Annotated in this window: 9 protein-coding genes; 1 reads left to right on the forward strand and 8 read right to left on the reverse strand. The window is 61.8% G+C overall.

The annotated features are described in order from the left end of the window. Positions 1-11: 11 nt before the first annotated feature. Positions 12-1,001, forward strand: a complete 990-nt coding sequence (locus HBO23_RS03850; RefSeq protein ID WP_170036622.1) for a hypothetical protein — start codon at positions 12-14, stop codon at positions 999-1,001. Here the strand turns inward: HBO23_RS03850 and pbpC are convergent. From pbpC to HBO23_RS03890, 8 genes are all read right to left on the reverse strand, one after another. Beyond that, positions 998-3,307 (reverse strand): penicillin-binding protein 1C, encoded by a 2,310-nt coding sequence (gene pbpC, locus HBO23_RS03855; protein ID WP_170036624.1) that lies wholly within the window; start codon positions 3,305-3,307, stop codon positions 998-1,000. The genes HBO23_RS03850 and pbpC overlap by 4 nt on opposite strands. Beyond that, the gene (locus tag HBO23_RS03860) at positions 3,288-9,104 is read right to left on the reverse strand and encodes an MG2 domain-containing protein (protein ID WP_170036626.1); all 5,817 of its coding nucleotides are present in this window, start codon (positions 9,102-9,104) and stop codon (positions 3,288-3,290) included. Before HBO23_RS03860 ends, pbpC begins: the two co-directional genes overlap by 20 nt. A 310-nt stretch (positions 9,105-9,414) precedes the next feature. Continuing rightward, positions 9,415-10,347 (reverse strand): phosphatidate cytidylyltransferase, encoded by a 933-nt coding sequence (locus HBO23_RS03865; RefSeq protein WP_017135107.1) that lies wholly within the window; start codon positions 10,345-10,347, stop codon positions 9,415-9,417. A 1-nt stretch (position 10,348) separates the two neighbouring features. Further along, positions 10,349-10,969 (reverse strand): lysophospholipid acyltransferase family protein, encoded by a 621-nt coding sequence (locus HBO23_RS03870; RefSeq protein WP_017135106.1) that lies wholly within the window; start codon positions 10,967-10,969, stop codon positions 10,349-10,351. Between the two features lie 9 nt (positions 10,970-10,978). Then, a complete protein-coding gene (locus HBO23_RS03875; protein WP_099550211.1) occupies positions 10,979-11,422 on the reverse strand; it encodes a hypothetical protein in 444 nt (147 codons plus the stop codon). Next, positions 11,412-12,710, reverse strand: a complete 1,299-nt coding sequence (locus HBO23_RS03880) for a phosphatase PAP2/dual specificity phosphatase family protein (protein ID WP_099550212.1) — start codon at positions 12,708-12,710, stop codon at positions 11,412-11,414. The genes HBO23_RS03875 and HBO23_RS03880 overlap by 11 nt, the downstream gene beginning before the upstream one ends. Positions 12,711-12,712: 2 nt before the next feature. Further along, positions 12,713-14,467 (reverse strand): bifunctional alpha/beta hydrolase/class I SAM-dependent methyltransferase, encoded by a 1,755-nt coding sequence (locus tag HBO23_RS03885; RefSeq protein ID WP_170036628.1) that lies wholly within the window; start codon positions 14,465-14,467, stop codon positions 12,713-12,715. An 11-nt stretch (positions 14,468-14,478) separates the two neighbouring features. Beyond that, the gene (locus HBO23_RS03890; protein WP_133078442.1) at positions 14,479-15,102 is read right to left on the reverse strand and encodes a CDP-alcohol phosphatidyltransferase family protein; all 624 of its coding nucleotides are present in this window, start codon (positions 15,100-15,102) and stop codon (positions 14,479-14,481) included. Positions 15,103-15,252 lie beyond the last annotated feature (150 nt).

The following is a 15,252-nucleotide window of genomic DNA, read 5'->3' on the forward strand; positions in this document are numbered from 1 at the left end:
GTGTCATCACTATGAACAGAGGTTTCTACCGTGCGGACAAACGCTTGCCGCTCAGCCTTTCGTACTCGCTGAGACCTGGTCTGGTAAAAGTCTGTGGCACTGTGATGCTCAAAGAGTCGCGCTTATCCCCAGTGGATGGCTTGCCCTGTGCCGGGTATTCACTGCAGATCCAGGAGAGCTACCGCGACAGCGGCGAAAGGGATGCATGGCGGACAGTATTTACTGACGCACAATGCAATGACTTTGCGCTCAAGGATGCCCACGGCACTGTGGATATCATCGCCGAAGGCATTGAGTTGTTTTCAGGCCAAGTGCCACAGCTAGGGGACTATCGTTACACCGCAGGACCGGGCCGCCAACAAGGAGAAATCTTGCTCAGCGAAAGCCTGGAGGTCATGGTTATCGGTACTGCAATACAGCGTAACGGTAAAACGGTGATCGTCCGGGGTGAGGAGGCCGATACGGTATTTGGTGTGGAGCGGGTGCGCACTGTGAACAACTATCGTCTCACTGTGCCAGCGTGGCGCGCCTTGGGGTTATGCAGTGCGTTGGTGGTGTTGTTCAGTATGGCGCTACTGCTTATAGATCCGGCGCAATGGATGCAGTGGCAGTTGCCCAGCCGCGATACGTTCCAGCAAATGGCTGGATTGGGGCCATTCCATGAATGGGTGGCTTTGTTGTATCAGCGCCAAGGTTTATCGCTGCCGTTGTTGGCTGCCTTCGGTTGGATGGGCATAGTATTCGTGCTGATGTGCGTTGCACGGGTGTTTCTTTATCGAGATATCCACAAGCGGGTTCAGCCCATACTTATCGCCTGGGGAGTGGTTGGCGTGATCGGTGGCGGCCTGGTGACGTGGGCATTGGTGGCGCTCGAGTTCGATCCATTCAAGATCCTTTTGATCTGGCTGAGCGTGATTATTGTCGCTTTGATCTTTTCCACTACCCAAATACGCGCGTTGCAGGCGTTGGTGGCGAGCGTTTTCAAAACCGAGTTGACCTAAGGTACAAACTCTACTCGTAACCCGCGGCTCGCACTGCGGCCCTGATCATCACTGACCCGCAACCGATACTCGCCCGACTTGCCCGGCCGCCAGTTCAAGGTGGTTTGCGGCGGGCCTTGGCCGATCAGGGTCTGGTCGGCAAACCAGTACAGCGTGGTCGCATCACTGGCCGCGTTGGCATTGAGCGGAATGCTTTCCTGCGGCTGGGACAGGCGCAACTGGTAGCTCACCTGTGTCAGCGGCGAGCGAATCTGCGGCGCTTCGCTTTGGTCGCTGATGCGGTTGGGTTGGCAATTTTTCATCACGTTCGGTGGCGTGCGCCGGGGCAGGCCGGCGGCGCGGTATAGGCGCTGCACGTCGCTGGGCCAGAATTCGAAGACTTCTTCGCGGGTGTATTGCGGGTCGAACGGCGGGCATGCGGCCTTGCCGGTGCGGGTGTCGATCAGTACCGGGCGGTGCAGGTTGGACACGCGAATCGGCGACACGCCAGGGATGTACCAGGTCTTGCGGGTTTGCGGGCACCAGCGGTTGGGCAATTCGCCGGAGGCCGCGCACACGTCGATGCGCACCAGCCCGGCGGGCGGCTTGTCGGGCTTGATCACCACGTTGGGCAAGGCCAGCGGCAGGGCGTCGGCGATACGGAAGAACAGCGGCGCGGCGGTTTTGGCGCCGATAAACGTCGGGTTCGGCCGCCCATCAAAATTACCCACCCACACCACCAGCACATACGGCCCGACCAGGCCTGCGCTCCAGGCATCATGAAAGCCCCACGACGTGCCGGTTTTCCAGGCCGTGCGCCAGTGGCGGCCGGGCAGACCATCCGGGCGCGGGTTGCGGCGCAGCATGTCGCGCACCATAAACGCCGCTTGGGGCGTGAGCAGTTGCGCTCCAGTGGTTTGCGGCTGTTCCTGCAAATAGCGCAAAGGCCGCAAATGCCCGTCACCCGCCAGCATCACATACAGGCGCGCCAGTTCCTCCGGCGTCATCTCGCCGCCGCCCAAGGCCAGGGCCAAACCGTAGTGGCTTTCCCCACGCAAGCCTTTGATACCGGCGCGTTGCAGCAAGCCATACAGCGAGGGCGACTGCACTTGGCTGGCGAGCCACACCGCCGGAATATTGCGACTACGGATCAACGCATCCCGCGCTGTCAGTGGCCCGACAAAACTGCCGTCGAAATTTTCCGGCTGGAAGTAGCCGAAGTTACTGGGTAAATCCTTGAGGATGCTCATGGGGTGGATAACCCCCTGATCCAGCGCCAACCCATACAGAAACGGCTTGAGCGTCGACCCCGGCGAGCGCCGCGACAACACGCCGTTGACCTGCCCGTGGATGCCTGTGGATAAGTAATCCGCCGAACCTACCAGCGCCTTGACGCTCTGGTCGCGGCTGTCCACAAGGATGGCCGTGGCGTTTTCCACACCGGTACTGCGCCGCTCGGCAATAAAGCCTGTGATCAAGCGTTCGAGCAGTTGCTGCAAAGGCAGGTTGAGGGTTGAGTTGAGTTCGTTGCCGGGTTGCGACGCCAGCAGCTGTTCGCTCAAGTGCGGTGCCAGAAACGGTATCTGCTGGCGGTTGCGCGCCTCCAGAGGCAAGTCGAGCAAACTGTCGTTACGCGGGTCCTGTGGATAAGTTTCGCGCCAGTCGGCCATCAAGCGCAGCCGCGCATTTTGCAGCGACGGCCCGAAGCGCGCGCGTCGCCCCGGTTGCTGTGGGATCACCGCCAGCGCCAAGGCTTCGGACAACGACAACTGCGCCGCCGACTTGCCAAAGTAAATCCGGCTGGCCGCTTCGGCGCCCTCGATATTGCCACCCATGGGCGCCAGGTTCAGGTAAGCCTCAAGGATATCGTGCTTGCTGTAGCGCGCTTCCAGCCACAGCGCCAGGGCCATCTGCTGCAATTTGCCCGGCACTTGGCGGGTGTTGAGGTCCCACAGCCGCCGCGCCAGCTGCATGCTCAAGGTCGAGCCGCCCTGACGCTGGCCGCCGCTGTAGGTGGCCATGGCCGCGCGCAGCAACGCCGGGGGGTTGATGCCCGGGTGCCAATAGAAATTGCGGTCTTCCTTTAGCAGCAAGGCCTCGACCAGTGACGGCGACATGCGCGCAAGCGGCAGCCACAGGCGATATTGCCCGTCCTGCGCCAAGGTCATGCGCAGCAACGCGCCGTCATCGGCCAACACCACGCGGGACGAGGTGACGGCCTGTTCCAGCGGGGCATGGGGCCACCATCGCAGCCCCGCCAGCGTGCCTGTAAAGAGTACCGCCGCTGCAAGCAGCGGCGTCAGGCGTTTAAGGCTTGGTAATTTCAAGCTGGCCTACTTTGCCGCGCCCTTGCAGGGTGGTTTCGTACATGCCTTCGGCGTAGGCCGGTGGCGTATTGAACGTCCCTGCGTTGGTGGCGCGCACGCGGTACACGAAAGTGCCTACATCACGCAGCGCGGTGCCGTACAACACCACTCGATCATCGCGCACGTCCACGTAGTCCGGCTGCCAGTTGCTCAGCTCGGTTTCGCCGATCGGCGCCTGCCAGGTATCGGCTTCGTCACCGTCTGCGGTTTCCACGTACTCGGAATCGTCGCCTTCACTTTCACTTTCTTCGTTGCTGGCGGCCGCTTCCGGCTCCGGCGGCAAGTTATACACAGGCTCGACGCCACCGGGCAGCAGATCGACCACGGCCACTTGCTGCACTTGGTCGCGGTCGGTGGCGCGCAGGCGCAGGCGCACCAGGAACTCGTCGCCCACCGCGACTTTGCTCACTGGCTCGCCTTTGAGGTCGAGGTATTCGTGGATGATCTCCAGGCCATTGTTAATGGGCTTGAGCTTGGCGCCCTTGTCGAAACCGGCTTCGCTGAGCATGTAGAAGGCGGCCGGTCCGTCGGTTTTTTCCATCACCAGCTTCTGCGTTTTACCCGGCACGGCGGCGCGCGGTGGCTGGCCGGCCATCTCCAGCAATTGCTGTTGCTTGTCGCCCAGCCAGGCGGTCGCCTTGAGGGTCATGTCGCTCTGGGCGCGCTGGCCATAATTGTCCAGGGCGCGCAGCAGCAGGGCGGCCGACAGCGAGTTGTAACGCTGTTCGTTCAGGCGCTTGCCGAGTTTATCCAGCAGCGCCGTCGGTACATCGTCAAGCAACTCGGGGAAGTGGCGCGCCAGCAGGTGCAAGTGCTCGGCGTCGTGTACCAGCGGGTCGTAATACAGGCCGTCGCTGTCCCACTTATCCACCAGCGAACGCCACGGGATTTTGCGGAACAGGGTATCGGCCTGACGATCCTGCTTGAGCAGCTTGTAACTGGCCGCCAGGTAAGCGGCGCCCAAGTCGTTCTGCCAGGTGTCTTTGAAGTAGCTCTCGTAACGCTCGCGAATGTCGCTCAAGGCGCCGCTCACCAGAATCCCCTGACGGCTCAAGAGGTAACTGGCGTAGGCACGGTTGCGCAATTCCGACAGACCTTCGCTTGGGCCATTGGCCAAGTCGGTCAGGTAGGCGTTGGAGCGCGCCAGCAGGTCTTCCGGCACCGGCAGCCCGCGTTCCTTGGCTTCGATCAGGAAGTCGGTGGCGTACAGGCTGGCATACGGCGCCACGTCCGGGTTGGCGGCCCACAAACCAAAGCCACCGGCCGAGTTCTGGCGCTGGCGCAGCATGCGCACCGCGCCGCTGAAGGCTTGTTCGGCTTCTGGTGCGGTACCGCCCCAGATCAACGCCGGCATGGCCTTGGACACCAATTGCTCGGTGCAGGCGTAGCCATAGTCATCCAGGTAATGCTTGAGGCCGTTGGCCCATACCAGCGGCGAGTCAGCCACACCCAGTTGCACATCGCGCAATTGGCTGAACAGCTCACGCGTCGGTTTCAGCTCTTTGCTGGCGCTGTCGAACCGGCCCAGGCTCAAGGCCACGCGATGCTCGCTCAGTGGGCGGATCGACGTGGTTTCTGCGACCTGGATACGTTTGCCGTTCGGCAGTACCGCGACAAAACGCAGGTCCGCGGAGCCGAGGGTTTCACCGACCTTGATCTTGAACTCGGCAGTGCCTTCCTTGCGCGGTTGCAGCGACAGGGTACTGCCTTTGTCGCCCTGCACGTTTAGCCCGTCGCTGGTCTGCACTTCAAACTTCACGTCCGCTGCCGCGTCGAGGTTACTGAACACCCCGGCGCTCACATTGAACACGTCCCCCGGCGCCACAAAGGCCGGCACGTTCGGTGTGATCACAATCGGCCCGCGCACTTCGGTATTGGCCTCGCTGACGCCCACGCTGTCACTGTCCACTGCCACCGCAAACAGGTGCAGCTTGCCGTTGAAGCTGTCCGGCACCTGGTAATGCAGCACGGTTTCACCGGCCGGCAGGTCAACCAACCCGGACCACCAGGCCACGGGCGGCTGGTGTTTACGCTTGAACGGGTTGAGGTGGTTGGCCAGCGCGCCTTCGGTGTCACCACCGGGCGCTGCGCCACTGAGCAGGCGGCTGAATTCCGGCAGGATCAGGTCAAGGATCTGACTGGTGCCAACCTCCAATGCGCGTTTCTGGAAGAAGAAGCCCAACGGGTCGGGCGTCTGGTAACGCGCCACTTGCAGGATGCCTTCGTCCACCGCGTAAACCACCGCGCGGCCTGGGCGGTCGGCAGTTACCTTGATATCCAGGGTCTGCCCCGGCTCGATCTTCTCCGGGCCTTCAACCTTGAGCGCCATGCGCCGTGCATCCAGGTTGATGCTGAACGGCACCACGCCGTAGGACAGCGGGCTCATATAGACCTCAGGCGAACCCATGTCGCGCACAAACTGCACGTTGACGTAGGCATTGCCCTCAAGCCCGGCAGGCACGCGGATATGTTGCACGCTGTTGGTGCTGTCGGCCTTGAACCACTGCTGGGTGTAAACCTTGTCACGCTCGATGGTGATCAAGCCGGCACCGGTGTAAGGCGCGCGGATGCTGATCGCTATCTCATCACCGGTGGCATAGCTGCGTTTATCCAGGCGCAGTTGCAGCTCGGCGTTGCGCTCCAGCGAGCGCGAGGTGTTGCCGCGCCCGGCCACGCTGTAGTCGATCTGGTTGAGCAGGCGGCCATTGGCGTCTTTGACCTGCAGGGTGAAATCACCCGGCGTGCCGGTGTTCAGGGTCTGCTTGGCGCCGTCCTTGGTCATCGTCAGCGGTGAGGCCGGCTGGCTGATGTTCTTGATGCGCGACTCGTATTTGTAGGTGCCGTTGGACTGTTTCACCAGTACCGATACGTAACGGTGTTCGACCACTTCACTGGTCAGGCCATCCACGGCCATCGGCGTGAGGTCCGGCGCGACGGCCAGCCATTGCACCTGACGCGGGGCGTCCTTGGCGACGTACGACAGCGAATCCTGACTTTTCACACCGACCAGATAAGGCGCGGACGACACCAGCAGCGCACTTTGCGCCGCCACGTTGCGGCCGCCTTCGGCCTCGAACACCTGGGTCATCACCTGCAGGCGATAGGTGCTGCTGGCAAAGCGTTGCAGGTTGAGGTCGAGTACGGCCTGGCCGTTATCGTCGACGGTGGTTTCAGCCAGGTCTTCGGTGCTGGCTTCTTCCAGGGCGTCGTTGAGGCGGAAGCGGTAATCGGGGTAACGGTCAAAGGCCGCGAGCGTCGGGCTCAGGGACATCTTCGCCGTGACACGCCGGCCGGCTGCCGGAGCGCCGAACAGATGCATCGCGGTGACTTTGGCCACCACTTGGTCCGGCGGGATCCAACCCAGCACCGGTGTGTCGTGCAGGCTCAGGCTGACCTTCATGCGGTCCGGTTCGAAGTCGCGGACCTTGAAGCTGACACTGCCCAAGTCGGTGCGGGTGTTTTTCTGGCCAATCAGCTGCAAGGTCGCGGTGTAATCCCCGGCGGGGGCGACTTCACTGCTGGGGAAATCAAAGGTTTCAAAGCCGCTGGTGGACAGTTTGAGCGGTTGGCGAATCACTTCCAGACCGCGTGGGTCGGTGATTTGCAGCTCAACCGGCAGGCCTTGCAAGGCGCCTTTCCAGTCGCCGCTGCGCACGATCATGCCCAGGTGCGCGGTCTCGCCCGGGCGGTACAGGCCACGGTCGGTGAACATATACGCGCTGAGGCGATTAATCGCGCCGTCTTCTTCCAAACCGCCTACATCGAAGCGTGAAAAGTCCAACTGCTGGGACTGACGGGCAATCGGCAGGAACGACTGGTCATTGCCGCGCGTGACTACATACATCAGCGGCGTTTTCTCACGGCGCAGTTCATCCAGCTTGGCGAAATGCGCGTGGCCTTCGGCATCGGTGCGGCCGCTGGCGACCGGCAGACCGTTGCGACCCATGATATCGACTTGTGCATCGGCGACCGGCGAGCCGTTGCCGATGGACTGCACAAACACATCGTGGCTGCCGTCGCTGGAGCGCTTGGCGATGATGCCAAGGTCGGTAACCACGATAAAACGCAGGTCGCTGGTGCTGTTGCGTTCGTACTCGAACGTGCGCTCGGCCGGGTCATCCTGCGGGCTCAGCTTGAGCACGAAAATACCGCGACGGCCGCCATTGGCGGTGAGGTAGTGGCTCAGATCCACGTTGTCGTAGACGGTTTTCGCCGGGTCATTGGACGACAACGCAATATCCAGCGACTGACGCTCAACCATGCGGTCGAAGTATTCATTGCCGAAATTCGGCCGGGCGAAGCTGCCGCTGCTTTGGTCGACCAAATGCTGCAACTGGTTGGGCAGCAGGCGGGCGATTTCCACATGGGCACCGGGCACGCCACGGGCCATGAAACCCAGGCGTTTTTCGCCGTTGAGGCTCAGCAGCGCGCCGTCCGACAGGAACTGCAAGGTGCGTGGGTACGCCGGCATGCTGATCAGCGAAGCGGTAGGGTTTTTCGCCAGATAACCGCCAATGGCTTCCAGGTTGGCGGGCACGCGTACATACAGCGCGCGGCCGGCCGGAGCCTTGAACTTGAACGCATGCAGGGTGTTCAGCGGTTCGACGCTGGGCACGTGGGTCAGGTTGACCTTGGTGCTGCGCGCCAGCATCGCGTCGTCGATGTCGTTGCTGGTGTAAGGGCGCGTGTCGTCTTCAGCCTTGGCCGGCAGCAGCCAGGCCTGGACCTTACCGGCGATGGTGTCATCGGCCACGGCGCTGGAGCTGCTGAACATCAACACCGGTTCCGGTTCGCCGCGCTCGTTGTCGACAAAGCTGACTTCGGCACCGGTAAACGTCAGGCGATATCGGCCGGGCACGGTGACTTCCGCCACCAGTGGCGCGTTGCTGGCATTGCCGCCGTCACGGGCTTTGATGCCTTCATCGAGCTTGGCGCTGACCGGCGTGCTTTCCAGTGGCGTGGCCAGGGCGGCGGAGCGCACGTAAGCATTGAGCTTGAGGTCGTCGAAGGTGATTTCCGGGCGGTTGGGCAGCTGGGCGTCGCGGTAGGCCAGGCCTTTGCCGAGGGTTACCGAGACGCGCTTGCGCAGGTTGTCTTCATCCACCGGGTGGGAAAAGTGGAAGGTCGCCACCAGCTGTTTCAGTGTGGGGTTGGACGGGTCTTGGTATAGCTCGTTTTGCGCCAGGGTGGCGCGGAACGGTTGGGTGGAGAACTGGCTGCTGTATTGGCTGAGCAGCACGCCGTCAGCCAGCAGCTGTTTCTTGGCCAGGTCGAGCGTGTAATGGGCGTCGACGGGCCAGTCTTTTTCCGGCACGAACAATAACGTGCGGTCGTCGGACCAACGCCAAGCACCGGCTACAGCGGGTTTAAGGGTAATGCCTTCAGTGACCGGCTTGCCAATGGCTGCCAACGGAGCCACGGACTCGGCAAAGCGCACCTGCAAGTTATCCACAACCGGAGGCTGCTGGGAGTAATCGGTCAGGTTCGGCTTATGCAGCGAATAACCCACGGTGTGGGGCTGCGGCAAATTCGAATACCAGTGCCAGCCGTAGAAACCAGCAGCGGCCAGCAGCACCAGGCCCAAGACCCCGGCACCCGCCTGGCGCGGATAGGCGCGGGCCTTATTGCCCAGGTTCCCCACGCCACGGCCCGTGGCTCGCAGCCAAGACGGCGGCTGCCATTGGCCAAAGATGGCACTCACCACAGTCAGTAAAGCACCGAGAATTCGGCGGCTGATCGCTTTCAACGAATCGAACATGGTGAGCATCCCTGGCAAAGTGCGGCCTATCTTACACGCGTCTTTGATACAAAAGATGACGTGAAGTGGTCAGCGTGCTCAGGCGTGTTGCACAAAGGTGAGGCGTACCGCAAAACCGATCAAAAGGTTGGCCGTGAAGCAAGGTTTCGGATTGAGCGGGGCCTCCCAATACACCACAAAACCCTGTGGGAGCTGGCTTGCCTGCGATGGCGGTGGCACACCAAAAAGTGATGCTGGCTGACACTCCGCTATCGCAGGCAAGCCAGCTCCCACAATTGATGTGTGTTGGGCTTGAGAGAGTGTGTGTGTCTCAAGTCCACCAGTAGCGCACAAGGTGGAAGAAAATCGGCGCGGCAAAGCACACCGAATCCAGGCGGTCCAGCATCCCGCCGTGGCCTTCGATCATGTGCCCCCAATCCTTCACGCCCCGGTCGCGCTTGATCGCCGACATTACGATGCCGCCGGCGAAGCCCAGCAGGTTGATCAGCAGCGCGATCAGGAATGACTGCCACGGGTTGAACGGCGTGGTCCACCACAGCGCCGCGCCGATCAGGGACGACAGCAGAATCCCGCCGACAAAGCCTTCCACGGTTTTGGACGGCGACAGGTTGGGCGCGATCTTGTGTTTGCCGAACAGCTTGCCGCACACGTACTGCAGCACGTCCGACAGCTGCACCACGATCACCAGGTAAGCGATCAGCAACAGGTTGCGGCCTTCGTAGCCGGGAATGTCGAGCGTCAGCAGGGCGGGCACGAACGACACGCAGAACACCGCGATCATCAGGCCCCATTGCACCTTCGACGCACGCTCCAGAAAGTGCGTGCTGTCGCCGCCCAGTGAGGCGAGGATCGGCAGCAGCAGGAACACGTACACGGGGATAAAGATCGAGAACAGCCCGTACCAGTCGGCGTAGATCAGCAGGTATTGCAGCGGCAGCGCCAGATAGAACGCCGCCACCAGCGCTGGGTAATCGCTGCGGCGGGTGGGCGTGAGGGTGAGAAATTCGCGCAGGGCGTAGAACGACACCGCGTAGAACAGCAGGATCACCGCGCCGGTGCCGAGCCAGAAGGCGATACCGATCACCACCACCATCACCCACCAGGCATTGATGCGGGCGTTAAGGTTGTCGACCACCGCATTCGGTGTGCCACGGGTGCGCAGTTTGAGGATCAGGCCGATCAGCGAGGCGAGCACCAGGATCGCGCCGATTCCGCCGAACAGCATCAGGGTTTGGCTATCCATGTCAGACATGCTCCGGGGCGAGGGCAAGCAGGGCGTCGCGGGTGCGGGCGAGGAAGGCGGTTTTGTCTTCACCGTCTTCCAATTGCAGCGGCGCGCCAAAACTGGTGGTGCACAGCAACGGTAGCGGCAGTACGCGGCCCTTGGGCATGACCCGGTTGAGGTTGGCGATCCACACCGGAATCAATTCGGCCTGTGGGTAACTTTTTGCCAGGTGATACAGGCCACTTTTGAACGGCAGCAAACCGTCCTCCAGGTTGCGCGTGCCTTCGGGAAAGATGATCAAGGAATCGCCGCCTTCCAGCGCGGCGAGCATCGGCTGCAAGGGGTTATCCACAGGGTCTTTACGCTCACGGTCGATCAACACGCCGTTGAACACGCGGTTGATGATGTAGCGGCGCAGTGCGCTTTGGTTCCAGTAATCACTGCCGGCCACCGGGCGCGTGAATTTGCGCAGGTTCTGCGGCAACGACGCCCATAACAAGACGAAATCACCGTGGCTGCTGTGGTTGGCGAAGTAGATGCGCTGCACCGGCACCGGTGCGCAGCCCAGCCACAGGCTGCGGGCGCCGGTGACGGTGCGGGCCATCGAAGTAATCAGGGTGGCGACCACGGGTTCGAACATGGGGATTCCTTATCCGGCGAAAGGTAGCCAAGGGCTGGCGAGGATGACGGCCAGGGTCAGCAGCGCTTGCGCGCCCAGCAACCAGGCTTGTTTGCGCAGCAGTTTGAGCGCGCCGCGACGGCGTTCGATCCAGGGTCGGCCGGCGCGTTTGGGCGATTGCAGGCCGAGGCTCTGCAAGGCTTGGTCGAGGTCGGCCGTGCGCTCGGTGTCGCGGGCCAGCAGGGCGAACAGGTCGGCGTCGAAGGCCACGCGCAAGGCCCAGTACTTTTGCAGCAAGCCGAGAATAATCATCCACAGGCTGAGCAGCAGGCACAGGGTCGAAACGCTCGCCAACAGCAACTGAGCGAGGCCAAACAACACGCCAGCCACGGTCAGGCCTGTGGATAACTGATCCAGCGAACGGCCACGGCGCAGCAGGCTGGCAACAACCTGAAGTTCCATATCAGCGGGCATGGGGCAAACCCTCCAACGCTTTACGGTGAGCAGGATGCAGGACCACTTCGGCCCGTGCTGTAAGAATAATAGCCAGTGCCTCGTCGACCGTGGCAGCACGCCCGCTGTGCAGCAGCCACGCGGCGACGGCGGTGGCGCTGCGTGAGTAGCCGAGGGCGCAGCACACCAGCAACGCGCCGTTTGAACGCAGGCGCTCAATGGCTTCGGCGGCTTGCTGGCACTCGGCGGGGGACGGGGCAATCAGGTCCAGCACGGGCACGCATTCATAGGCGCGGCCCTGTGGATTAATCGGTAATTCGGCGCACAGATCGACGATAGCCTTGAAGGAACCTTGCTCGTCGTTGGCAGGAATTCGACCAAGCCAGACGTTATCCACAATCTGGTCAGGCTGTGGATGTTTACGTGTCCACAGCCTGGAATTTATCCACGCAGCCGCCAAATAGGGTGCATACAGCCAGCGCGCGGCAGGAGTGAGCCGGCCGTCTTTGCGCTTCTGGAAGCCCGACGCGCCGAGTACAAAGTAGTTCGCCTTGATCAAACCCAAGGAAACCGCTGGCCAAAGCAGCCACAACCACCCGCCGCGCAGCACCAAGGCCAGGATTACCAGCACTAAAGCGCCGAGGCCGTAGCGCATGCCCAGTCGCCATCGTTTTGTATCCCGCGTCAGCCGTACATTCAACAGCGGGCTTGGATGTTCCACCGGCCACAGCCACACACACAACCAACCGGCCAGGGCGCCTGTGGGTAAGTCGATAAAGTGATGTTGATAAGTGGTCAGCACCGAAATACCGATCAACGCAAACCAGCCATGCACCAGCCAACGCCAAAACCCTCGGGTGTGGCGCTGATACATGACCCACAAAATCACCAGCAGCGCGATATGCAGCGACGGCGCCTGGTTAAAGGGTTTGTCGAACCCGGCCAGCACTGCAAACAGCCAGCCGAATACGCCATCCAGCTCCGGCCGTTCAAAGGTGAAACGCAGCGGCCAGATCAAAAAGCAGCTCACGGCAATGACTTGCGCACTGAGCAGGCGCAACGCGTGTTGTTTCAGCTCATGGCGAGTATTGGGCAGTAGCAGTGAAAACCCGTACAGCAGGTCAATGGACCAGTAGGGCACGATGGTCCACGCCCAGAACGGCATATGGGTTTCCCAGCCGAAGACCAGCGTGCCCACATCGCTGCGCTGGCTGGTGACCCAGGTGGCAAAGCCGTAGGTGCTGAAAAACAGCGGCGCCAACAGCAATAGCCACAGGACTGCGGGTTTCAATAAACCGGGTTCGCGCATGCTCAGATCTTCTGTGCCAGGGACACGGTGAAAATGCCCCACTCATCCACACGCTGGGTGATTTTGCGAAAGCCCGCCGCCTCGACCAATTGATCCATCTCTGCCTGGCTGCGACGGCGCATTACCCAGGCCTGGCCCTGGCGATGGCTGGTCAACGCGCGGGCGATCAATTCCAGTTGCGGGTGCCACGGCTGGCCGGTGTAGACCAGGTACCCGCCGGGCTCCACCGCTTCGGCAAGACCGGCCAGCGAACCGCCGACCATGCCGTTATCGGCAAACAGCTCATACAGGCCGGACACCACTGCCAGGGTCGGCTTGGGCGCCAGTGACGCCAAGTCAGCTCTATCAAATGCATCGCCTTTGACGAACTGCGCGATATCCCCCAGACCTTTTTCACGAATCAGCGCGCCGCCGTCACGCACGTTGATGTCGCTGTAGTCGCGCAGCAGGATTGATTCCGGCAGCGGCGAAACGCCTTGCAAGGCTTCAAGAATGTAGCGCCCGTGGCCGGCGGCGATATCGACGATGCGCACCTCGCGATGTTCATCGCGCAACCTGGCCATGGCCAGCCGTAGCAGTTCCTCGACGTTCAGCTTGCGCTGGCGAATGCCGCGCCAGCCGATGGAGTTGAGGTAGTTGGTGTCGATCATCCGCCCCAAGCCGCCCTTGCCGGTGGGCGTGTTGCGGTACACGTAGTCCAGGGTGCTGCCGGAGTCGAAGCCGGTGTCGAAACCCAGTTTCACCCCGTCCGACAGGTTCTTGCCCAGGCCCATGCTGGCGCGGGTGATGCGCCAGTACAGGTCGCGCAGGGAATTACGCGGCAGCGGCGCGGCGAGGGCTTCGGATTCGGCGCACGTGGCGCCGAGTTTGTCGGCGTCGAGCAGGGCCGCGCGGTCCAGCGGATGGGCGAAGTTCTGCAGGATAAAACGCCGAGCGCTGCTTACGGCCGTGGCGCGGTCGCGCTCGCCGAGGGTGTCGTGGAAAAAACCGGGCAGGATGTGCAGCTCTTTTTTCAGGCTGCCAAGCCGGTCGAAAAATTGCTGCTGGGGTTTGCGGTGCACCACGAAGTCGGAGCCGGAGATGAGCAATTGCGTCGGCACCTGGATCGCCTGGGCATCGGCGACTACCCGGTCGGCGGCTTCGTACAAACCGAGCAGCACATTCACCGAAATCGCTTTGGTGATCAGCGGGTCGCTGTCGTAGGACGCGACGCGCTCAGGGTCATGGCTGAGGAACTTGGCCTTGACGTAGCTGTTGACGAAAAAGTTGCCGCGAAACTTGCGCATCAACGCCAGCCCGGGCCGGGCGAAGGGCACGTACAGCTTGACCTTGAACGCCGGGGAGGCGAGCACCAGCGCGCGGATTTTTGGCGCGTAGTCGTGTACCCAAGTGGCCGCGATTACCGCGCCGACGCTTTGGGCGATAACGGCGAAGTTTTGTTCTTCTATGCCGTAAGTGGCGCCGATGTGTTCGCAGAAGGTCTGCACGTCGCGGGCGCTGGTGGCGAAGCTTGGGCTGTCACCGCGGGCGCCCGGCGATTGGCCGTGGCCACGGGCGTCCCAGGCAAAGAAATCGAATTGCGGCAGGTCGAGTTCATCGACCAGGTGGGCAATACGGCCCGAATGCTCATGGCCGCGATGGAACAGCAGGATCGCCTTGCGCGGCTCATCGCCCGCAGGCGCAGTGGCCGGCCAGTGTCGATAAAAAAGCTCGACGCCATCATGGGTACTGAAAGTGTGCTCTTGCTGTTCGCGCATCGCAAAAATCCTTATGCAATCGGAGAGGTTTCTTGTTGTTCTTTGAGGCCCTGACGCACGCGGTTGACCAAGGTGTAGGCGAGCAGGGCAGCGACCAGCCACATCACCGCATCCACCCAGCCCGCGCCGAGCCAGCCCAACGCCACGCCAGTGGCGAGTACACCGAGCACGAACGCACGATCACTTTTGCCCATCGGCCCGTCATAGCGCCGTGAGGCACCCACCATCGGCCCCAGTACACCGGCGTATTCGCTGAACACGGCGAGCAACGCCACCAGCAGCACCGGCGCCAGGCTCACGCCCGGAATCAGCGCAAAGGGCAGGATCAAGGCGCTGTCGGCGATCACGTCACACAGTTCATTGAGGTAGGCGCCCAGGCGCGATTGCTGGCCGAATTCGCGTGCGAGCATGCCGTCGATGGCATTGAGGGCCATGCGCAGGATCATCCACAGCGGGATCAGCGCAAACAGCCAGAGGTGTTGGGCAAAGCTGGCGATCAGCAGGCCGACCAGCAAGGAAACGACGCCGGCCAGCACGGTTATCTGGTTAGCGGTGGTGCCATTGTCGTAGAGACGCTGCACAAGAGGGCGCAGCAGGTTCTGAAAACGCGGTTTTAGCTGGTAGATCGAAATCATGACGCTTCCTTGTCCATGGGCCCGCGAAAAACTGTTTTGGAGTGTGCCGATTAATCTGTGCCTGCACCAGTGATGGCTTGTGTTTCTGGGGGTTTAATCACTTTCCAGAGAGCACCACAGAATAAATGTGGGAGCTGGCTTGCCTGCGAT

It is taken from the genome of Pseudomonas sp. WS 5532, from assembly GCF_012985445.1.
GTDB classification, from domain to species: Bacteria; Pseudomonadota; Gammaproteobacteria; order Pseudomonadales; family Pseudomonadaceae; genus Aquipseudomonas; species Aquipseudomonas edaphica.